17 protein-coding genes are annotated in these 21,663 nt (G+C 74.1%); 13 read left to right on the top strand and 4 right to left on the bottom strand.

The genetic code is table 11. The features are described from left to right. Positions 1-30 precede the first annotated feature (30 nt). The 7 genes from ABEB09_RS05100 to ABEB09_RS05070 all read left to right on the top strand — a co-directional run bounded on the left by ABEB09_RS05100 (position 31) and on the right by ABEB09_RS05070 (position 8,273). Positions 31-873 (top strand): nitrilase-related carbon-nitrogen hydrolase, encoded by an 843-nt coding sequence (locus tag ABEB09_RS05100; RefSeq protein WP_345687520.1) that lies wholly within the window; start codon positions 31-33, stop codon positions 871-873. Next, positions 870-2,168, top strand: coding sequence for an aspartate aminotransferase family protein (locus ABEB09_RS05095; RefSeq protein WP_345687518.1), 1,299 nt, complete (start codon positions 870-872; stop codon positions 2,166-2,168). The genes ABEB09_RS05100 and ABEB09_RS05095 overlap by 4 nt, the downstream gene beginning before the upstream one ends. Before the next feature lie 21 nt (positions 2,169-2,189). Further along, positions 2,190-3,593, top strand: a complete 1,404-nt coding sequence (hydA, locus tag ABEB09_RS05090) for a dihydropyrimidinase (RefSeq protein WP_345687516.1) — start codon at positions 2,190-2,192, stop codon at positions 3,591-3,593. 10 nt (positions 3,594-3,603) lie between these two features. Then, positions 3,604-4,605 carry a TIGR03842 family LLM class F420-dependent oxidoreductase gene (locus ABEB09_RS05085; protein ID WP_345687514.1) on the top strand — a complete coding sequence of 334 codons (1,002 nt, stop codon included), beginning with the start codon at positions 3,604-3,606 and terminating at the stop codon, positions 4,603-4,605. 195 nt (positions 4,606-4,800) lie between these two features. Continuing rightward, a complete protein-coding gene (locus tag ABEB09_RS05080) occupies positions 4,801-6,342 on the top strand; it encodes an NCS1 family nucleobase:cation symporter-1 (protein ID WP_345687512.1) in 1,542 nt (513 codons plus the stop codon). Positions 6,343-6,375: 33 nt separating this feature from the next. Continuing rightward, the gene (locus ABEB09_RS05075) at positions 6,376-7,791 is read left to right on the top strand and encodes an amidase (protein ID WP_345687511.1); all 1,416 of its coding nucleotides are present in this window, start codon (positions 6,376-6,378) and stop codon (positions 7,789-7,791) included. A 5-nt stretch (positions 7,792-7,796) separates the two neighbouring features. Beyond that, a complete protein-coding gene (locus tag ABEB09_RS05070) occupies positions 7,797-8,273 on the top strand; it encodes an NUDIX hydrolase (protein WP_345687509.1) in 477 nt (158 codons plus the stop codon). Between the two features lie 27 nt (positions 8,274-8,300). Here ABEB09_RS05070 and ABEB09_RS05065 read toward each other — a convergent pair whose 3' ends face one another. Further along, entirely contained in the window at positions 8,301-12,947 is a 4,647-nt protein-coding gene (locus ABEB09_RS05065) for a hypothetical protein (protein ID WP_345687507.1), read from the bottom strand. Between the two features lie 357 nt (positions 12,948-13,304). Here ABEB09_RS05065 and ABEB09_RS05060 point away from each other — a divergent pair, with 357 nt between their 5' ends. The 4 genes from ABEB09_RS05060 to ABEB09_RS05045 all read left to right on the top strand — a co-directional run bounded on the left by ABEB09_RS05060 (position 13,305) and on the right by ABEB09_RS05045 (position 18,142). Then, positions 13,305-15,077, top strand: a complete 1,773-nt coding sequence (locus ABEB09_RS05060; RefSeq protein WP_345687506.1) for a gamma-glutamyltransferase family protein — start codon at positions 13,305-13,307, stop codon at positions 15,075-15,077. Positions 15,078-15,138: 61 nt separating this feature from the next. Beyond that, positions 15,139-15,969, top strand: a complete 831-nt coding sequence (locus ABEB09_RS05055; RefSeq protein ID WP_345687504.1) for an inositol monophosphatase family protein — start codon at positions 15,139-15,141, stop codon at positions 15,967-15,969. A gap of 192 nt (positions 15,970-16,161) precedes the next feature. Beyond that, positions 16,162-17,577 (top strand): phytoene desaturase family protein, encoded by a 1,416-nt coding sequence (locus ABEB09_RS05050; protein ID WP_345687502.1) that lies wholly within the window; start codon positions 16,162-16,164, stop codon positions 17,575-17,577. A gap of 37 nt (positions 17,578-17,614) precedes the next feature. Further along, entirely contained in the window at positions 17,615-18,142 is a 528-nt protein-coding gene (locus ABEB09_RS05045; protein ID WP_345687501.1) for an O-acetyl-ADP-ribose deacetylase, read from the top strand. A 54-nt stretch (positions 18,143-18,196) separates the two neighbouring features. Here ABEB09_RS05045 and ABEB09_RS05040 read toward each other — a convergent pair whose 3' ends face one another. Together ABEB09_RS05040 and ABEB09_RS05035 are read right to left on the bottom strand one after the other, a co-directional pair. Next, on the bottom strand, positions 18,197-18,646 hold the full coding sequence (locus ABEB09_RS05040; protein ID WP_345687499.1) for a DUF6463 family protein: 450 nt from the start codon (positions 18,644-18,646) through the stop codon (positions 18,197-18,199). Continuing rightward, the gene (locus ABEB09_RS05035) at positions 18,646-19,281 is read right to left on the bottom strand and encodes a DUF2867 domain-containing protein (RefSeq protein ID WP_345687497.1); all 636 of its coding nucleotides are present in this window, start codon (positions 19,279-19,281) and stop codon (positions 18,646-18,648) included. The genes ABEB09_RS05040 and ABEB09_RS05035 overlap by 1 nt, the downstream gene beginning before the upstream one ends. A gap of 69 nt (positions 19,282-19,350) precedes the next feature. Between ABEB09_RS05035 and ABEB09_RS05030 the strand changes: the two genes are divergently transcribed. Continuing rightward, complete coding sequence (locus ABEB09_RS05030; protein ID WP_345687495.1) at positions 19,351-19,929, top strand: TetR/AcrR family transcriptional regulator; 579 nt, start codon at positions 19,351-19,353, stop codon at positions 19,927-19,929. A 280-nt stretch (positions 19,930-20,209) separates the two neighbouring features. Further along, the gene (locus ABEB09_RS05025; protein WP_345687493.1) at positions 20,210-20,728 is read left to right on the top strand and encodes a phospholipase A2; all 519 of its coding nucleotides are present in this window, start codon (positions 20,210-20,212) and stop codon (positions 20,726-20,728) included. A gap of 76 nt (positions 20,729-20,804) precedes the next feature. Here the strand turns inward: ABEB09_RS05025 and ABEB09_RS05020 are convergent, their stop codons facing one another. Beyond that, on the bottom strand, positions 20,805-21,542 hold the full coding sequence (locus ABEB09_RS05020; protein WP_345687492.1) for a TetR/AcrR family transcriptional regulator: 738 nt from the start codon (positions 21,540-21,542) through the stop codon (positions 20,805-20,807). Between the last annotated feature and the right edge of the window lie 121 nt (positions 21,543-21,663).

Raw genomic sequence — 21,663 nt, 5'->3', positions numbered from 1 at the left:
CTCTGTGACGCCGTGTCGAAGGAGCAGCTCATGTCCCGTACCGTGCGCGCCGCACTCGTCCAGGCGACCTGGACAGGCGACACCGAATCGATGATCGCCAAGCATGAGGAGCACGCCCGTGAGGCGGCCCGGCAAGGCGCCCGGGTGATCGGCTTCCAGGAGGTGTTCAACGCCCCCTACTTCTGCCAGGTGCAGGAGCCGGAGCACTACCGCTGGGCCGAGCCCGTGCCGGACGGGCCGACCGTCCGCCGCATGCAGGACCTCGCCCGCGAAACGGGGATGGTGATCGTCGTCCCGGTCTTCGAGATCGAGGGTGCGGGCTTCTACTACAACACCGCCGCCGTCATCGACGCCGACGGCACCTACCTCGGCAAGTACCGCAAGCACCACATCCCGCAGGTCAAGGGCTTCTGGGAGAAGTACTACTTCAAACCCGGCAACCTCGGCTGGCCCGTCTTCGACACCGCCGTCGGCAAGGTCGGCGTCTACATCTGCTACGACCGCCACTTCCCCGAGGGCTGGCGCCAACTCGGCCTGAACGGCGCCGAACTGGTCTACAACCCGTCCGCGACACACCGCGGCCTGTCGTCCTACCTCTGGCAGCTGGAGCAGCCCGCCGCGGCCGTCGCCAACGAGTACTACGTCGCCGCCATCAACCGCGTCGGCCAGGAGGAGTACGGCGACAACGACTTCTACGGCACCAGCTACTTCGTCGACCCCCGCGGCCGCTTCGTCGGCGAGGTCGCCTCCGACAAGGAGGAGGAACTCGTCGTCCGCGACCTCGACTTCGACCTCATCGACGAGGTCCGGCAGCAGTGGGCCTTCTACCGCGACCGGCGGCCCGACGCGTACGAGGGGCTGGTGCAGCCGTGAACCGCTCCGCCCGCAACCACCTCCACGAGCGCCACAAGGCCGTCCTGCCCGACTGGCTCGCCCTCTACTACGACCGGCCCGTCGAGATCACCCACGGCGAGGGCCGGTACGTCTGGGACGCCGACGGCAACCGCTACCTCGACTTCTTCGGCGGCATCCTCACCACCATGACCGCCCACGCCCTCCCGGAGGTCACCAAGGCCGTCAGCGAACAGGCCGGGCGGATCATCCACTCGTCCACGCTCTACCTCAACCGCCCGATGATCGAGCTGGCCGAGCGCATCGCCGCGCTCTCCGGCATCCCCGACGCGCGCGTCTTCTTCACCACCTCCGGCACCGAGGCCAACGACACCGCGCTCCTCCTCGCCACCGCGTACCGCCGCTCCAACCAGATCCTGGCGATGCGCAACAGCTACCACGGCCGCTCCTTCTCCGCCGTCTCCGTCACCGGCAACCGCGTCTGGTCCACCACCGGTCTCTCCCCGCTGCGCACCCTCTACGTGCACGGCGCCGTCCGCAGCCGGGGCCCCTTCGCCCACCTCTCCGACACCGACTTCACCGCCGCGTGCGTCGCCGACCTGGAGGACCTGCTCGGCCACACCGGCGACGTCGCCGCCCTCATCGCCGAACCCATCCAGGGCGTCGGCGGCTTCACCTCCCCGCCCGACGGGCTGTACGCGGCGTTCCGCGAGGTCCTGAACCGGCACGGCGTGCTGTGGATCAGCGACGAGGTACAGACCGGCTGGGGCCGTACCGGCGAACACTTCTGGGGCTGGCAGGCCCACGCCGCGAGCGGTCCGCCCGACATGCTGACCTTCGCCAAGGGCATCGGCAACGGCATGTCGATCGGCGGCGTCGTGGCCCGCGCCGAGGTCATGAACTGCCTGACCGCCAACTCCATCTCCACCTTCGGCGGCTCCCCGGTCACCATGGCCGCCGGCCTCGCCAACCTCTCCTACCTCCTGGAACACGACCTCCAGGGCAACGCCCGCCGCGTCGGCGGCCTCCTCATCGAACGGCTCCGCGCCATCGGCGCCGGCATCGACCTCGTACGCGAGGTACGCGGCCGGGGCCTGATGATCGGCATCGAACTCGCCCACCCCGACACCGGCGCGGCCCAGCCGCAGGCCGCCGCGGCCGTCCTGGAGGCCGCCCGCGAGAACGGCCTCCTCATCGGCAAGGGCGGCGGCCACGACACCAGCGTCCTGCGCATCGCCCCGCCGCTCTCCCTCACCGTCGCCGAGGCCGAGGAAGGCGCCGCCCTCCTCGAACAGGCCCTGCGCACCCTCCCGTAACCCACAAGGGGGCCGAGACCCATGAGCACCCGCACCCTCGTCCGGGGCGGCCTCGTCATCACCGCCGCCGAGGAGACCCACGCCGACGTCCTCGTCGAGGAGGGCCGCGTCGTCGCGCTCGCCGCCCACGGCAGCAGCGCCGCCGAGGCCTGGACCGCCGACCGCGTCCTCGACGCCACCGGCAAGTACGTCATCCCGGGCGGCGTCGACGCCCACACCCACATGGAGCTGCCCTTCGGCGGCACCTTCGCCTCCGACGACTTCGAGACCGGCACCCGCGCCGCCGCCTGGGGCGGCACCACCACCATCGTCGACTTCGCCGTCCAAACCGTCGGCCACACCCTGCGCGAAGGACTCGACGCCTGGCACGCCAAGGCCGACGGGAAATGCGCCATCGACTACGGCTTCCACATGATCCTCTCCGACGTCGACGACTCGTCGCTCAAGGAGATGGACCTGCTGATCGAGGAAGGCGTGACCTCGTTCAAGCTCTTCATGGCGTATCCCGGAGTCTTCTACAGCGACGACGGGCAGATCCTGCGGGCGATGCAGCGCTCCTCCCTCAACGGCGGGCTGATCATGATGCACGCCGAGAACGGCATCGCGATCGACGTCCTCGTCGAACAGGCCCTCGCCCGCGGCGAGACCGACCCCCGCTACCACGGCGAGGTCCGCAAGGTCCTCCTGGAGGCCGAGGCCACCCACCGCGCCATCCAGCTCGCCCGCGTCGCCGGCGCGCCCCTGTACGTCGTGCACGTCTCGGCCGAGGAGGCCGTCGCCGAACTCGCCGCCGCCCGCGACAAGGGCCTGCCCGTCTTCGGCGAGACCTGCCCGCAGTACCTGTTCCTGTCCACCGACAACCTCGCCGAGCCGGGCTTCGAAGGCGCCAAGTACGTGTGCAGCACACCGCTCAGGCCACGCGAGCACCAGGCGGCCCTGTGGCGCGGCCTGCGCACCAACGACCTCCAGGTCGTCTCCACGGACCACTGCCCGTTCTGCTTCCGCGGCCAGAAGGAGCTGGGCCGCGGCGACTTCTCGAAGATCCCCAACGGTCTCCCCGGCGTCGAGAACCGGATGGACCTCCTCCACCAGGCCGTCGTCGACGGCCACATCAGCCGCCGCCGCTGGATCGAGATCGCCTGCGCCACCCCGGCCCGTATGTTCGGCCTCTATCCGAAGAAGGGCACCATCGCCCCCGGCACCGACGCCGACCTCGTCATCTACGACCCGAAGGCCACGCAGACGCTGTCCGCCGAGACGCACCACATGAACGTCGACTACTCGGCGTACGAGGGGAAGACCGTCACGGGCCGGGTCGAGACCGTCCTCTCGCGCGGCGAGGTCGTCATCGACCGCCGCACCTTCACCGGCCGCGCCGGACACGGCGTCTACACGCCGCGCTCCACCTGCCAGTACCTGAACTGAGGAGCCCCGCATGGACTTCGGACTCGTCCTGCAGACCGACCCACCGGCCTCCGAGGTCGTCGGACTGATGCGCCGTGCCGAGCGCAACGGCTTCCGCTACGGCTGGACCTTCGACTCCGCCGTGCTCTGGCAGGAGCCCTTCGTCATCTACAGCCGCATCCTGGAACACACGACGAAACTGACGGTCGGCCCCATGGTCACCAACCCGGGCACCCGCACCTGGGAGGTGACCGCCTCCACCTTCGCCACCCTCAACGACATGTACGGCAACCGCACCGTGTGCGGCATCGGCCGCGGCGACTCCGCGATGCGCGTCGCGGGCCGCAAGCCCAACACGCTCGCCCGGCTCGGCGAGGCGATGGACGTCATCCGCGACCTGGCGGAGGGCCGCGAGGCGGTCGTCGACGGCAAGCCCGTCCGCATCCCGTGGATCCGCGACGGGAGACTCCCGGTGTGGATGGCGGCGTACGGCCCGAAGGCCCTCGCCCTCGCGGGCCGCAAGGCCGACGGGTTCATCCTCCAGCTCGCCGACCCGTTCCTGACGGAGTGGATGGTCAAGGCGGTGCGGCAGTCCGCCGAGGAGGCCGGCCGCGACCCCGCCTCCCTCACGATCTGCGTCGCCGCCCCCGCGTACGTCAGTGACGACCTCGCCCACGCCCGCGCCCAGTGCCGCTGGTTCGGCGGCATGGTAGGCAACCACGTCGCCGACCTGGTGAGCCGGTACGGGGAACACTCGGGCCTGGTGCCCGAGGCCCTCACCGCGTACATCAAGGAACGGCAGGGCTACGACTACAGCCACCACGGCCGCGCCGGAAACCCCTCCACCGACTTCGTCCCCGACGAGATCGTCGACCGCTTCTGCCTCCTGGGCCCGCCCTCCGCCCACATCGAGAAGCTGAAGACGCTCCGGGACCTGGGCGTGGACCAGTTCGCCGTGTACGACATGCACGACGCGAAGGAGGCGACGATCGACGCGTACGGCTCCGAGATCATCCCCGCGCTGAACGCCTGACCTTCACCCAGGCCTGGCTCTCGCGCGCCAGGCCTTACCCCCTGCCAGGCCTTTCCGCGCCGGCCCTTCCCCTGTCAGCCTTCCCCGCGCCAGGCCCTTTCGCGCCGGCCCTTCCCGCGCTCGCCCTCGCCACACGCCGGACCCCCCACGCCCCGCACGGCCTCGTTCCGTCCCCGAACGAAGGGTTCCGCCGCCATGACCGCCACCGTCCCACCGAACTCCCCGACGCCCCGCATACCGGACAACGGCCGGGGCCCCGCCGAGCTGGCACCCGGCGACATCCCCGCCGACAGCCGGTTCGTGAACGAGGACCTGCTGCCCGTACCGCTGGCGCGGCGACGCTGGACCACGTACAACTTCGCCGCTCTCTGGGTGGGAATGGCCCACAACATCCCGTCCTGGATGCTGGCCTCCGGTCTCGTCGCCCTCGGCATGGACTGGAAGCAGGCCGTCCTCACCATCGCCCTGGCGAACGTGATCGTGCTCGTGCCGATGCTGCTCACCGGGCACGCCGGGCCCAAATACGGCATCCCCTTCCCGGTCCTGGCCCGCGCGTCGTTCGGGCTGCGCGGGGCCAACCTGCCCGCGATGATCCGGGCCGCGGTGGCGTGCGCCTGGTTCGGGATCCAGACGTGGATCGGCGGCCAGGGCATCTTCGTGCTCCTCGGCAAGATCTTCGGCGGCTGGGCCGACGCCGCCCGGATCGGCGGCCAGCCCTGGACGCTCTGGGTGTGCTTCCTGCTCTTCTGGGCGCTCGAACTGGCCATCATCCATCGGGGCATGGAGGCCCTGCGCCGGTTCGAGAACTGGGCGGCGCCGTTCGTCATCGTCGGCGCGCTGGTGCTGCTGGTGTGGGTGGCCGTGAAGGCGGGCGGGTTCGGGCCGCTCCTCGACCAGCCGTCCGCGCTCGGCTGGGGCGCCGACTTCTGGCCGGTCTTCTTCCCCTCCCTCATGGGCATGATCGCCTTCTGGGCCACCCTGAGCCTCAACATCCCGGACTTCACCCGGTTCGGCGCCGGCCAGCGCGCCCAGGTGTGGGGCCAGACGCTCGGGTTGCCCACGACCATGACGCTGTTCGCGCTGCTGTCCGTCTTCGTCACCTCCGGCTCGCAGGTCGTCTACGGGGCCGCGCTGTGGGACCCGGTCCAGCTCGCCGCACGGACCGACAACGTCTTCGGGCTGCTCTTCGCCCTCGTGACCGTGCTGGTCGCCACGATCTCGGTGAACATCGCCGCCAACGTCGTCTCACCCGCGTACGACCTGGCCAACCTCGCCCCGAAGCTCGTCGACTTCCGCACCGGCGCGCTCGTCACCGGGGTCGTCGGTGTCCTGATCATGCCGTGGAAGCTGACCGAGACGCCGGAGCTGTACATCTTCACCTGGCTGGGGCTCGTGGGCGGCATGCTCGGCACGGTCGCCGGCATCCTGATCGCCGACTACTGGCTGGTGCGGCGGACCGTGCTGCACCTGCCCGACCTGTACCGGCGCGGCGGGCGCTACTGGTACCGCGGCGGCTGGAATCCGGCCGCGGTCGTGGCGTTCCTCGTCGGCGGGGTGCTGGCCGTGGGCGGCTCGCATTCGGCGCCCGGCAAGGGGCCGTTCCCCGAGGACGGGCTGATCCCGGTCCTGAAGCCGCTCGCCGACTACGGCTGGGCGGTGGGACTCGCCGCGTCTGGTGCTCTACGTGGTGCTGATGGGCCGCCGGGCCACCGGCACCGAGGTCACGCACCAGGCTGACACCGAGGTTACGCGCCAGTAGGCTTCGCCGGCATGACCACTCACGCAGCGGAGGCCGACCTCGGACTCGCCGGACAGGCCGAGGAGTTGAGGTCGGGCCGCGTCACCTCGGTGGCCCTGGTGCAGGCCTCGCTCGGCCGGATCGAGGCGACCCGGGCCTCCCTCAACGCCTTCCGCTGCGTGCGGGCCGATGCCGCCCTCGCCGAGGCCGAGGAGGCCGACCGGCGCCTCGCGGCGGGGGAGAGGCTGCCGCTCCTGGGCGTGCCCGTCGCCGTCAAGGACGACACCGACGTCGCGGGGCTCCCCACCCGCTTCGGCTGCGCCGGCGACATCCCGCCCGCCACCGCCCACGGCGAGGCCGTCCGCCGGCTGCGCGCCGCCGGGGCGATCGTCGTCGGCAAGACCAACTCCTGCGAGCTGGGCCAGTGGCCCTTCACCGAGGGCCACGCCTTCGGCGCCACCCGCAACCCCTGGAACCCCGACCACACCCCGGGCGGCTCCTCCGGGGGCTCCGCCGCGGCCGTCGCCGCCGGGCTCGTCCCCGCCGCGCTCGGCTCCGACGGGGCCGGCTCCATCCGGATCCCGGCCGCCTGGACCCACCTGGTCGGCATCAAGCCGCAGCGCGGCCGCGTCGCCGTGCACCCGTACGACGACTGCTTCGAGGGCCTGACCGTGAACGGCCCCCTGGCCCGTACGGTCGCCGACGCCGCCCTGCTGCTCGACGCGGTCTCCGGCGCGCATGCCCGGGAAGGCTTCCGGCTGCCGTCCCTGGACGCCTCGGCCGCCGCCCGCCGCGACCCGGGCCGGCTGCGCGTCGCGCTGGCCTGGCGGCCCCCGTTCACCGCCACACCCACCCCGCTGCACCCCGGCATACGCCGGGCCGTCACCGCCCTCGCCGACACGCTGGCCCGGCTCGGCCACACCGTCGAGGAGGCACGGCCCCGCTACGGCCTCATCGGGCTGAGCTTCCTGCCCCGCGCCACCGCCGGCATCGCCGCCTACGCCGACCGCCACCCCGACCCGGCGCTCCTCGACCCGCGCACCCGCAGCGCGACCCGCACCGGCCACCGCCTCGGCGGCCGCGCCCTGCGCGCCGCCCGCGCCCGCGAGGCGCACCAGCACCGGCGGATCGGCGCGCTGTTCGCCGCGTACGACGTGATCCTCACGCCCACCACGGCCGCGCCGCCGCCGCGCGTCGGCACCTTCGACGGGCTGCCCGCCTGGCGCACCGATCTGATGATGGCCGCCGCCTGCCCCTACGCCTGGCCCTGGAACGTCCTCGGCTGGCCCGCCGTCAATGTCCCCGCCGGCTTCACCGGCGACGGCCTCCCCGTGGGCGCCCAGCTGCTGGGGCCCGGCGGCGGCGAGGAACGCCTCGTCTCCCTCGCCGCCCAGCTGGAGGACGACCGCCGCTGGTACGAGCGGCGGCCCCCGCACGAAGAAGGATGAGGACCGTGGAGACGACGCATCGGCCCGCCGCGCGGGTCATCTGCCTGGACGCCGCCCACCGCGTGCTCCTGCTGCACTGGCGGGATCCCTTCGACGGGACCTGGCTGTGGGAACCGCCCGGCGGCGGCATCGACCCCGGCGAGACACCGCTGGAGGCGGCGCGGCGCGAACTCGCCGAGGAGACCGGCCTGGACCCGGGCGCGGTCCTCGACCGGTCCGTGCGCGTCGACCGGGACGTGTGGTGGAACGGCCGACGGCACGTGGGGCCCGAGGACTTCTTCCTGGCACGCTTCCCCGAGGAGCGACCGCCACTGGTGCGCACGGGGCTGCTGCCCGACGAGCAGGTCAACCTGCACACGCACGCCTGGGTGGCGTGGTCGGACCTCGAAGCCCTGCCGGACCCGGTCGAGCCACCCCGACTGGCCGCCGTGCTCCGCGCCCTGTCCCCGGACGGCCCCTGGGGGGACCTGGGCCGTCCCTGAGACGACGCGGCACCGGGCGCGGCACCCTCAGGTACGGGACTCCTCCCAGGCCTGCGCGAACAGTTCGTGCAGCGGCAGGGGAGGCAGCAGCGCCAGGAGCGGACCCCACACGCTCGTCCCGTTCGCCGCCGCCGACCGGTACAGGGCCGCCTTGGCGCTCTCCAGCGGCAGATGGGGCGCCTTGGGCGCCGTCCACGCGCCGGGTAGGAACACCGTCCGCCCGGCCCGTGCCCGCTTGTCCGTCACCACCGCCCCCGTGGCGGCCAGCTCCTCCTGAACGGCCTTGTGCCGGGCCGCCGTCCAGCCGTTCCAGCGCCGCACCGCACGGTCGGTGGGCCGGGCCAGCGTCAGCAACTGGAGGTACAGCGCCGCCGCTTCCTCACCGACACCCAGACCCGCCGCGACATCCGCGACCAGCTCCTCCACGCTCAGCAGCGGGTTCGCCTCGTAACCGCCGCGCGGCACGGGCGTCGCCGCGGCCCTGGCGGCCATCCGGTCCAGCCCTCCCGCGTACACGTCACGGAACCGCAGCAGGTCCTTCCACACGCCGGACGCCCCCAGCTCGCCGCACAGGCGCTCCGCCCGCTCCAGCCGCTCCGGCTCGGCCAGCCGCGACGGCCGCAGGAACACCCCGCCATGGGGCGCGGCGACGACGAACAGCCCGTCGTCGTAGGCCGTGGACGGCTCCGTGTCCTCCCGCCACATCGGCCGGGGGCAGGGCAGCACGCCGCCCTCGTACGGCGCGAACGCCGCGTGCCCGGGTGCCGCCGCGCCCAGCTCCCTGGACCAGCCGAGCGGCACGAGCGTCTCCGGGGCGTCCAGCAGCGCCCGCAGCCGCCCGTGCAGGCCCACGGCCCCCGCCACGGCCGGGTCGCCGACCGGCCGCTCGCTGAACGCCCAGGCCACCAGCGACCCCAGCTCCGTGTGCGGCTCCCGCCTCACCTCCCGTACCGGTGTGCCGTCCGCGCCCGTGTAGTGCAGGGCGAAGCCGCCGTTCGGCGCCCCGACCAGCACCTGCCGGGCCACCCCGCCGGGCGCCCCGCCGTCGTACGCCTCACCGGTGGGCGTCCCGCCCGTCGCCAGGGCCTCCGCCCAGCCGGGCGTGAAGCCCAGATCGGCCTCCAGCCCCTCGGCCACGTCCTCGGCCACGTACGGCTTCGCGCCCAGCAGCCGCGCCCACACCTCCGCCATGCGCTCCGCGGCGGCGGTCGTGCCGCCGTCCGCCCACAGCTCCGCCGGATCCTCCGGGACGCCCGCCGCCAGCACCGCCCGCCGCCCGGCCGGCCCGAGCCGGTGCCACAAGGACACGTACTCGTCGGCCACCGCCTTGGTCGCCTTGTACGGCTTGGCCCGCAGCATCTTCTTGTCCTCGTCGTACCGCTCCCGGCGGGGCAGCCCGGCGATCACCAGCGTCGCGACCGGGATCCGCACCCCCGTACGCCGCGCGAAGGCGTCCACCGCCTCCGCCACCAGCGGCAGCGGCCCGTGCCGCTCCACGAGCTCCAGCAGCCGGGGCAGCCGTACGGTGTCGTCGCGGTCCACGGCGAACGTCTCCGCCTCCTCCGCACCGGCCGGTTCCGGGTCCTCGGCCCGCTGGAGGAACCGCGCCGTCCCGCCGCGCTCCGCCCCGTCGGCCAGCGCCCGGCCCGCCGCCCGGCACGCGGCCAGCTCCGCCCCGGGCGCCCGGCCGGTACGCCACCGCCCGCCCCGCTCCGCGAACGGCTGCCCACTCCAGATCTCCAGCAGCGCGGCGAGGGCCGCCCGTTCCTCCGCGGGCGTCGTCCCGACCGCCGCCCGCCACGCCACCGCGTCGATCCCGCCGACCAACGCGGCCCACTCGACGGGCGGCGCCGGCACGGCCAGCCGCCGCGTCTCGTCGTCGATCTCGCCGCGCAGATGACGTCCGTCCGCCGCCACCGCCGTGAGCGTGGCGGGCTGCGGGCGCGCCACATGCGCCTCGTACGGGCGCAGCTCGGGCAGCAGCCCGTACAGCGCGGGCGCCAGCACCGTGTCGGGCACCGGCGACGGCAGCGTCACGACCGGGCCCGACCGCATGATGCCCACGCGACGGGACAGCTCCCGGCGCCGCCGCAGCACATCGGCGGCGAGCAGCGCCACCCGCACCACCCCGTCGACGACCCGCGGCTCCGTCACCTCGGGCAGCACTCGGGCCGCCGCCGCCCGTACGCCGTCACCCGAACCGGCCGCGCCCTCCGCGACGGCCGCGTCGAGGAGCGCCCGCACGGCGGCGTCACCGATCCCGCGCAGTGCCTTGGAGGACGCCTCGTCCCGAGGGGTGAGGAAGTGCCAGTACGCGGGCGGGGGCACCGGTCCGACGCTGTGCCCCGACGGCTTGCGCCACTGGTGGCGCCGCGTGGCCGGGAAGCCGTGCGCCTCCCACAGCAGCGACCCGTCCTCCACGGCGTGCACCCGCACGTTCACCGGCTCCACCAGCACGGCGTCCTCGCCGCCCGCCGGCATCCGCACGACGCCCCACGGATGCCGGCCGGGCTCGGCGGACCGGAACCGGCCCTGCCGCCCGTCGACGCCCTCCAGCAGGAAGTCCGTCGGCGAAGGCCCCGCGTACGGCGTCCGGTACAGCACCCGGCAGCCCACCAGCCGCCCGTCCTGCCCGAGCGGCGACGCGGGGGCGCCCTCGGGAAGCGCCGCGAAGGTCAGCGAGTCCTGGAACAGGGCCCTGCCGGGCGGCACCTCACCGGTGCGGTGGAACTCGGGCAGCTCTGGCAGCTCACGGCCGCCGGCCCGCTCGCCCGTCACCGGGTCGACGCGCCGCCAGTCGTCGCCGTACACGTCGTTGCTCCAGAACCGGACCCCGTCGCTCATCTGCAGCTCATGGTTGTCGATGCCGTCCCGGTCGCCCGGCCGCAGCACCCGCCCGCCGTCGTGCCGGCCACCACCGTCCGCGCTCTCGAACTGGAACCCGAAGCCGCCGTCGATCAGCCCGTCGAACGGGCGCAGACCGATCTGCCGCTCCGGCCGGAACACCTCCTCGGGCCGGTCCGTCCAGAACGCGTGATGGCCGCTCGTGTTTTGTTCCTCGGCCGTCCAGCTCACCAGGAACCGGCCCCCCGCGAAGTGCACGACGTGCATCGTCGCGTCCTCCGGCACCCGGAAGGCACACGAGGCCCGCACGCCCGCGTGGTCCACGGCCACGGCCCGGTCCCGTCCGTACACCGTCAGCACCGGCCAGGTGCACGTCACCCCCCGCACCCCGTCCGGCTCGAACCCCGCCAGCACCTCCTCCAGGGCGGCCCAGCCCAGCTCCTCCGGCAGACCGGCGCGCAGGGCCCGCGCCAGAGGCCCCGTCAGATCGAGGCCGGCGAGTGCCTCCTCGATCCCGTCGAGGGCCGTCGTCGTCGGCCGGTCCAGCAGCGAGGCCAGCTCGTCCACCGCCTCGTCGGCCGCCGCGACGCCCCCGCCCCGCAGTGTGCCCAGCAGACCCTCGATCCGGGAGTGCACCTCGGCCGCGATGCCCGCGTTCTCCGGCAGCCGCGTGATCGCCGTACCGCCGCCGCGCAGCCCGGCGTGGACCGTGCCCTCCAGGCGCGGCCCGAACACCGGGTCCGCCGCGAGGGACTTCAGGTCGCGCCGCGACCGCGCGCCCCAGAACTCCAGCCGGACCGCCTCGCCCGGGTCCTCCACCGCGATGCCCTCCGCGAGACACACGTCCAGCAGGTCCGCGTCCAGCCCCGGATACCGGTAGCGGTCCTCGTGCAGCCGCACCGGCACCTCCGCCGCACGCAGCCGGGGCGCGAACCGCGCCACCAGGTCGAACAACTCCCGCGGCATCGGCTGCCGTGCCACGCCGCCGCCCCGCCGGCCGTGCGAGTACATCCGCGTGTACCGCCCCAGCCACGCGGCGAGCCCGCCCTCCGGCGTCACCCGCCCCGCCGCCACGGCGTCCGCCGCACCGGACGTCAGCAGCAGCCGCAGCCACGACGCCGCGTCCCCCCGCGAATCCGGGAACACCTCCACCAACGCCGCGTTCACCGCGTCGTCCTGAGGATGTTCGGCCAGCAGCCCCGCGACCGCGTCCAGCAGCGCGTCCGGCACGGCCTTGCCGCGCGCCTCGCCCACGAGCCGCGCCAGCACGCGGGCGTCCTCCTCCGTGCCGAGCCCCGCGGAGCGCGCCGACGCCCGCACCCGCCGCGCCAGATCGGCGGGCAGCTCCCCGGGCGAGGCCGCCCACGCCGTCAGGACCCGCACGTACTCCTCGTGCGCCTCCGCCGGCTCCAGGGACTCACCCAGCCTGCGCTGATGGTCGCTCAACTCCTGCGCGGGCAGCGCACCCCGCCGGGCGAGCAGCAGAACATTGGCCCGGTACCAGTCCGCGTCCACGGGCAGCCGGTGCTCCCGCTCCGCCTTCCGCGCCAGCGCGAACGCCCGTCCCGCGTACCGCACGTTGGTGGCGCACAACCGGTGCGCCACCATGTCCCAGAACCAGGGCAGATGCGCGGGCGGCAGCTGCCGCGCCCGCCGCCGCATCCCCTCCACGAAACGCCCCGGCTTCTCGTACGCGAACGGGATCGTCTCGTGTATCGCGTCGACCACCGCGAGCGCGGCCGGTTCGGCGCCCGGGTCGTGGGCGCGCACCCAGTCGACGTACACGAGCGACGTGTGAAGCTCCGTCGGAAGCGGGACGTTGAGGTTCATGCACGCGATCCTGTCACGCAGCGCCGACAATCCCCTCGGACGCCGGGTGGCCTGTGGACAACTCCCGGTCGGGCATGGCCGGACCGGCCGGGACTGCGGGGCTCCGGCCCGGCCGTGGCCGCCGCGCCCGGGCCCGGCTGTCGCTGGTGTGCCCGGGCCCGGCCGTGACTGCGGCGCTCGGCTCGACCGCGACTGCGGCGCCACGCCCGTCCGCGACCAGGCCGCCCCGCCGGCGTCCACGGCGGCCGAGCGGTCCATCTCGCCGAGGTCCGTGGCGGCCGGCCAGGCCACCTCGCCCGGGTCCGCGGCGGCCGAGCGGGCCGCCTCGCCGGACCCACGGCGGTAACGTGCCTCGGTATGTTCACGACACGGCCGACCCTGCGCGGAACCTTCGGAATGGTGTCCTCCACCCACTGGCTCGCCTCCCAGTCCGCGATGGCCGTCCTGGAGGACGGCGGGAACGCGTTCGACGCGGCCGTGGCGGCCGGCTTCGTCCTCCACGTCGTCGAGCCGCACCTCAACGGCCCGGCGGGCGAGGTGCCCATCCTGCTCGCCCCCGCTGGCGGCGACGTCCGTGTGCTGTGCGGGCAGGGCCCCGCCCCGGCCGGCGCGACCATCGGCCACTACCGCTCCCTCGGACTGGACCTGGTGCCCGGCACGGGCCCGCTCGCCGCCGCCGTACCGGGCGCCTTCGACGCCTGGATGCTGCTCCTGCGCGACCACGGCACGAAGTCCCTCGCCGAGGCGCTGCGTCACGCCGTCGAGTACGCCGAACAAGGGCACCCGCCCGTCGAGCGGATCGCGGCCACCGTCGAGACCGTCCGCGCGCTCTTCGAGGACGAATGGACGTCGTCCGCCGACGTCTACCTGCCCGGCGGCCGCCCGCCCGCCCCCGGCGAACTCCTGCGCAACCCCGCACTCGCCCGCACCTGGCGCCGCCTCCTCGACGAGGCCACGGCCACCGCGGCGCCCGGCGACCGCGTCGGCCAGATCGAGGCGGCCCGGCGCATCTGGCGCACCGGATTCATCGCGGAGGCGCTCGTCCGCCAGGCCGCACGCCCCACCCTCGACACCAGCGGCGCCCGCCACACCGGCACCCTCACCGCCGCCGACCTCGCCGCCTGGACCGCCACCTACGAGGCGCCGGCCACGTACGACTGGAACGGCTGGACCCTGTGCAAGGCCGGAGGCTGGAGCCAGGGCCCCGTGTTCCTCCAGCAACTGGCGCTGCTCCCCGCCGAACCGCCCGCCCACGGCTCCGCCGACTACGTTCACCTCCTCATCGAGGGCAGCAAGCTCGCCATGGCCGACCGCGAGGCCTGGTACGGCGACGCCGCCGACGTCCCGCTCGGCGACCTGCTGTCCGAGCCGTACAACGCGCGGCGCCGCGCGCTGATCGGCGAGCGGGCCTCGTACGCGCTGCGTCCCGGCGGTCCCGGGGGCCGTACGCCGGTGCTGCCGTCCCACGCCACCGCGGGCGCTCCCCGGGTGCCCGCCCCGGCAGGTGCGGGCGAGCCCACCGTCGCGCACGACGGAGCCACCCGCGGCGACACCTGCCACGTCGACGTCGTGGACCGCTGGGGCAACATGGTCGCGGCCACCCCCAGCGGCGGCTGGCTCCAGTCCAACCCGGTCGTGCCCGAACTGGGCTTCCCGCTCGGCACGCGCCTCCAGATGGCCTGGCTGGAGCCCGGCCTGCCGAACTCCCTCACGCCCGGCCGCCGTCCCCGCACCACCCTCACCCCGTCCCTCGCCCTCCGCGACGGCGTGCCCGTCATGGCGTTCGGCACGCCCGGCGGCGACCAGCAGGACCAGTGGCAGCTGCACTTCTTCCTCGCCGTCGCCCACGGCGGACTGGACCTCCAGGCCGCGATCGACGCGCCGAACTGGCACCACGAGAGCGTCCCCAGCTCCTTCTACCCCCGGGCCATGCGCCCCGGCGCCGTCACCGTCGAGTCCCGCACGGACCCCGCCGTCGTCGACGGGCTGCGGCGCCGCGGCCATGACGTGACCGTCGGCGGCCCCTGGTCGGAGGGGCGGCTGTGCGCCGTCGCCCGCGACCCCCGCACCGGCGTGCTGTCCGCCGCGGCGAACCCGAGGGGAATGCAGGGTTACGCCGTGGGGCGTTGACGCAGCGGCCCGTAACCAGGCGTGAACCGCGCGTGTCACCGGGGCGTGGTGTGATGGAAGCATGATCGATGACCTGCTCGACGACTCAGGGTTCCTGTCCGCGGCCGGGGACGCGGTACGCGCGGCGGCCGCGGACGAGATCATGCCGCGCTGGCGGCGTCTCGCCGCGGACGACGTGGATGAGAAGGGCGGCCCGCACGACCTGGTGACGATCGCCGACCGCAGCGCCGAACTGCACCTCGCCAAGTCGCTCACCGACCTGCTGCCCGGCTCCGTCGTGGTGGGGGAGGAGGGCGTCCACGCCGACCCCGCCCTGTACGAGGCGGTGCGCGGCGACGCGCCCGTGTGGATCGTCGACCCCGTCGACGGCACACGGCAGTTCGTCCAGGGCGACGCCGGTTTCTGCACGCTCGTGGCGCTCGCCCGGCACGGCAGACTGCTGGCGTCGTGGACGTTCGCCCCCGCGCGGGACGAGATGGCCGTCGCGGTACGGGGGAGGGGCGCCCGGCTGAACGGCACGGAGCTGCACGCCGGTTCGCCCGAGCCGGGCGCGGTCCTGCGGGTCGCCACGTCGCACCCCGACTACACCACGCCCGACGAGAAGCGCGCGCTGCTGGGCCTCGACACGGACGGCGTGGAGCCCCGGCCGTGCGGCTCGGCGGGTCTGGCCTACCTGTCCGTCGCGTGCGGCGGCACCGACGCCCTGGCCTTCTCCTGGGAGTACGCCTGGGACCACGCGGCGGGCCTCCTCCTCGTCACCGAGGCGGGCGGCACGCACGTGACCCTCGCGGGCGTGCCGTTCCGCATAACGGGCGGCAACGCGCTGCCGTTCGTCGCGGCGCGCGACGCGGCGACGGCGGCACGGATCCGCTCGCTGCTCTCGCCACGGTGAGGGCGCGGGGGTGGTGACGGGCGGCGGTGGTCCCCGTGCGTGCGACTGCCGCCGGAGCCGGTGATTCCGCCGGAGGCGCGCATTCGGTGTGGCCGACAACGCCCGCCCGCGGCGGGCCCGTCGGGCGCGGCGCAATATCCTGGCGTCCTGGCCATCGGCTGATCGGCCAGCGGCTGACGAAGGAGTCCGAACGTGCCGTCGATGCTCGATGCCGTCGTCGTGGGGGCGGGCCCCAACGGACTGACCGCCGCCGCCGAACTGGCCCGCCGCGGCTTCTCCGTGGCCGTGTTCGAGGCGGGTGACACCGTCGGCGGCGGGGCCCGCACCGAGGAGCTGACCCTCCCGGGCTTCCGCCACGACCCGTGCTCCGCCGTGCATCCGCTCGGCATCGGCTCGCCCGCCTTCCGGGGCATGCCCCTGGACCGCTACGGGCTGGAGTGGCTGCACCCGGAGCTGCCCATGGCGCACCCCTTCGACGACGGTACGGCGGCGGTGCTGTCCCGCTCGGTCGCCGAGACCGCCGCGTCGTTCGGGCCCCGGGACGCCGGCGCGTACCGCCGCCTGGTCTCCCCGTACAGCGGCAAGTGGGACACGCTCGCGCGGGACTTCATGTCGCTGCCGCTGACCGCGCTGCCCCGTGACCCGGTGATGCTCGCGCGGTTCGGGCTGGCCGGACTGCCGCCGTCGACCTGGCTGATGCGACGCTTCCGCGACGACCGGGCCCGCGCGCTGTTCGCGGGGCTCGTCGCGCATGTCATCGCGCCGCTGGGCGGCCTGGCGACGGGTGCGATCGGCCTGGTCTTCGCGCTCGCGGCGCACGCCAACGGCTGGCCCCTGCCGCGCGGCGGCTCCCAGTCCATCGCGGACGCCCTCACGGCGTACGTGCGGGACCTCGGCGGCGCCGTCCACACCGGCTTCGAAGTGAAGCGCCTCGACGACCTGCCGCCCGCCCGCGCCTACGTCTTCGACACCTCCCCGACCGCCCTGGCCCGGATCGCCGGGCTCGGCCGGTTCTACGACGGCTACCGGTACGGCGCCTCCGTCTTCAAGATCGACTACGCGCTCGACGGCCCCGTCCCCTGGACCGCCGAGGAGCCGCGCCGCGCCGGCACCGTGCAGATCGGCCCCAGCAGCCACGAGATCGGCATCGCCCTGCACGAGGCGTCGAGCGGGACGGCTCCCGGGACCCCGTTCCTGATCACCGCCCAGCCGAGCCTGGTGGACCCGTCGCGCGCCCCCGAGGGCAAGCACGTCTTCTGGGCGTACGGGCATGTGCCCAACGGCTGGCAGGGCGACCTCACGGAGGCGATGGAGCGCCAGATCGAGCGGTTCGCGCCCGGCTTCCGCGACCTGGTCCTGGCCCGGGCCACCGCGGGACCGCCCGAACTCGCCGCGCGCAACGCCAACTACGTGGGCGGCGACATCGCCTGCGGCGCCGCCCGCGGGCTGCAGCTCCTGCTGCGGCCCCGGCTGTCCCTCCACCCGTACCGTACGCCGCACCCGGCGGTCTTCCTCTGCTCCTCCGCGACCCCGCCGGGGCCCGGCGTACACGGCATGTCCGGCCACAACGCGGCCAAGGCGGTCTGGCGCCACCTGCGCGGAAAGTGACGGGCGGGGCCGTGCCGGCCACGGCAGGATGGGACGTATGAGCACCGGGCCCACCCTGACCCTCGTCCGCGGCGACATCACGCACGAGCACGTCGACGCGATCGTCAACGCCGCGAACTCGTCCCTGCTGGGCGGCGGAGGCGTCGACGGCGCGATCCACCGGGCCGGCGGCCCGGAGATCCTCGCCGAGTGCCGACGCCTGCGCGCGTCCCACTACGGCCGCGGCCTTCCCACCGGCCGGGCCGTCGCCACGACCGCGGGCCGCCTCGCGGCCCGCTGGGTGATCCACACGGTCGGCCCCGTCTGGTCCCGTACGGAGGACCGCTCGGACCTGCTGGCCTCCTGCTACCGCGAGTCCCTCCGCGTGGCCGACGAACTGGGCGCCCGTACGGTCGCGTTCCCCGCCATTTCGACCGGCGTCTACGGATGGCCGATGGACGACGGCGCCCGCATCGCGGTGGAGACGGTGCGGGCCACGCGGACGTCGGTGGAGGAGGTCCGCTTCGTCCTCTTCGACGAGCGGGCCCACGAGGCCTTCACCGAACAGACCCGCGAGCTCCCGTAGGACGCCGGCGGCGCCCCTCCGAACTCCCCTGCGTGGAGGGCAGCCGGCCGCCCTTCAGGGGCGTACCGCGGGCCTCCGGGGCGGCAGTCTCCGGTCGCGTGCTTCCATTCGCGCCGCCAGGACGATGAGCAGCCCGGCCACGATCCCGCCGTAGAACGGTGACGGTACGAGGACGCCCCCCAGCGCGCACCACACCGCGACGGCCCAGCCGATCCCGGCGGGTACGGGCACGCCGCGTCCGGCGAGGTGCCATATCAGGCAGCCCAGGAGAACGAGCGGCACGGAGAAGGATCCCGGGCCGGCCCAGAAGGTGACCTTGTTCTGCAGGGACTGCATGGTCTGACCGGCGTCCGCGAGTTCGATCGCGACGACCGCCCACAACCCCCGGTCCACCCAGCCGGTGATGTCCCCCCAGCAGACGAGCGCCAGCACGGTCAGGTGCACCGTACCCAGCACGATCATGATGCCGCCCGCCCAGCGGAGCAGTCGTTTCCCGGTGTTCATCAGGGCCTTCCTTCTGGGCGCTCCGCCGGCGACGTGCGGTCGCGGTCGCGCCAGGCCCGCTCCCACTGCCGGGTCATCGCCGGGTAGACGACGAGGTGCCGGAACGGCGCGATCGCGGCCATGTACAGCCGCCCGAACCACCCGTTGGGTTTGACCAGGACGGCCATCCGCAACTCGTGGTCGCCGTTCGCACCCTGCACCCACCCGAGGTGCATCACGCCGTGCACCGTCTTGTTCGCCAGCTCCCGGGCGGACTCCCTGTCCAGCTCGTAGACCGGCTTGAGGAGCATGCTGTCGTCGTCCGGGCCGCGGGGAGCGTCACGGAGATCGCCGGGCAGGCGGTCGCGGAGGGACCCGACCCGGCTGCCGATGCCCGCGGACGGCCGGTCCCAGCCGAGGAGCGCGCCGAGCTTCCAGCGCACGGCGAACAGGAACCTCACCAGCCGCGGCTGCTTCGCCGGCCCGCCGGCGGCCCGCATCGCCGCGAGCATCACCGGGAAGTCGTCGGGCCCGGCGCCGGGGGTGCGGAACGACCACACGTCCTCGACGGAGAAGTCGGCCGTGAGCGCGTGGATGCGCCAGGGGTGTTCGGTGTGGGCCGTCCTTGCGAGTCGTGACACGGTTCGACCTCTCATCTATACGGCACCGTACAGTTGATGTGTACGGTAACGTACAAACCTCAAGTGATCAATGGAGGTGGCCGGATGCCTGCCGTGGCCCGCACGCCGCGAGCGCGCTGGATCGAGGCGGGTCTCGAAGCCCTCGCCGAGGGCGGGCCCGAGGCGGTCCGGGTCGAGACGCTCGCCGCCCGGCTCGGCGTGACGAAGGGCGGGTTCTACGGCTACTTCGACGGCCGTCCCGCGCTGCTCGCGGAGATGCTCGACGAGTGGGAACGCCGCTGCACCAGGGCGATCATCGCCCAGGTCGGCGCCGAGGGCGGCGACGCCGCCGACATGATCCGGAGGGTCGGCCGGCTGACCTTCTCCGAGGACTTCCACCGGATCGATCTCGCGGTCCGGGTCTGGGCCCGCCACGACGAGGCCGTCGCGGCGCGCTTGCGGCGCATCGACAACGAACGCATGGACTTCCTGCGGACGATGTTCGGCACCTTCCTCACCGACCCCGCCGAGATCGAGGCCCGCAGCACCCTGATGTTCGCGCTCGCCATCGGTCGCCACTTCATCGCCGCCGACCACCCCGGCCGCACCGCACCGGAAGCCATCCACCTCTCCGCCGAGTACCTCCTGCGGCCGGAGCCGCACGGCGCCACGGAGCAGCCCTGACCCGTGCGGCGGGGTCCACGGCTGGGGATTCCCGGCCCTGTGGCTCGGCCTGCCGTGGTGGGTCGTGCCCGCCGTCGCCGTACCGGTCGTGGCGTACGCGGCCCTCCACCTCCACCGGCACCCACGCCGGCGGCCGGCCGTCGCCCGTGCTGCGTGACGGCACGGCGACCGGGGCGGCCCGCCCTCCGCTACGCCGACCGGGGGAACTTGCGCATCCGCATGTCACCCGGATCGTTGCCCCGTCGGGAATGACCTCCCCGACACGCGATCCGGAGACCTCATGCGCAGGAAGCTCTCAACGACCGCCGCCACCCTGGCCCTTCTGACGGCAGCCACCCTCACGGGATCCCTCGTCGGCGCCGAGACCGCCATGGCGGCCGGCACGGCGCACGGCGCCTCCCCGACCGTGACGCGGCTCGCGGAGCCGACGCTCCGCGAGCAGGCCGACCACATCATGAACCTGACCTACCGCGAGTTCGCCGTCACCCCGCACATCCCGCCGTTCAACTGGACGAACGACGGCTGCTCCGTGCCGACCGGCCTCGCGCCGTACAGCGAGGTCTTCCGCCCCGCGTGCGTCCAGCACGACTTCGGATACCGCAACTACGGCGGGAAGTGGGAGCTGAAGCTGAGCCCGACGCGCGAGACGAAGAACTGGATCGACGGGCGCTTCCGCACCGAGATGCGCCGCATCTGCGACGACACCTACCGTTTCCCGGTGGCCCACCTCAACTGCGTCAACGCGGCCGAGATGTACCACACGGCCGTCCAGTTCGGCGGCGACAGCTCGTTCTTCTGATCCTTACGCCCTCCCCGCACCGGCCCGCCCGCGTTCCGTCCGACGGAGCGCGGGCGGCTCCGTGTCCGCGCGGCCTTCAGTTGGTGTCGAGGCCGTCGACGAGGCGGTTGAGGAAGCGGGTGAACGTGGCCTCGGGGTCGAGCGGGCGTCCCGGGGCGGACAGCACCTCGGCCAGTTCCGGGTGGTGGCCATCCGCCGCCACGGCCGCGAGGTAGCGGACCTCGGCCGCGGCACGCTCGGGGGAACGCGCGGCCGCGGCCTGGGCGAGCTCGTGGCCGACGTGCCCGGCGACGAACCCGGTGAGCTGTGCGAACACCTCCAGCTTCGCCGCGCCGTCCAGCCCCGTCGGCCGCAGCGCCGCCAGCACGCGCTCCAGGACGGCCAGGGTGTTGGGGCCGGGCGTGCGCCGCGTGGACAGGGCGGCGGGCAGCCAGGGGTGCCGGAGCATCTGGGCGCGCTGGAGGCGGGCGACGGCCTTGAGGTCGGCGCGCCAGTCGCCGGTCGGGGAGATGTCCTCCGCCGCCAGTTCGCCGCTGACGTGGTCGACCATCAGCTCCAGCAGGGTCTCCTTGTCGGGGGCGTAGCTGTAGAGCGACATGACGCCGGCTCCGACGCGTTCGGCGACCCGCCGCATGGTGACCCCGTCGAGGCCTTCCGCGTCCGCCAGGGCGACCGCCGCCGCGGTGATCGCCTCGCGGCTGAACGCGGGCCTGCGGCCCCGGCGCGGCCGGGCGGGCGCCAGCCACAGTTCCTCCGGGTCGACGCCCGTGGCCCCTGCGGCACCCGTGGCGCTCGAACCGCCCTCTCGGCTCACGATCCTCGTCCTCCTTCCGGGCTCCTGTGAGTGTCATCCAAGCATCCTCTATTCTCGTACAGTGTACGGAATTGGTTGAGGGTGCCCACGTGGCGCCTCACGGACGCGCCCACGGAGGCGC

The organism is Streptomyces coeruleoprunus (assembly GCF_039542925.1).
Taxonomy (GTDB): Bacteria; Actinomycetota; Actinomycetes; order Streptomycetales; family Streptomycetaceae; genus Streptomyces; species Streptomyces coeruleoprunus.
Note: the sequence above shows the minus strand (reverse complement) of the source record. Positions and strands in the feature narration are given on the sequence as shown.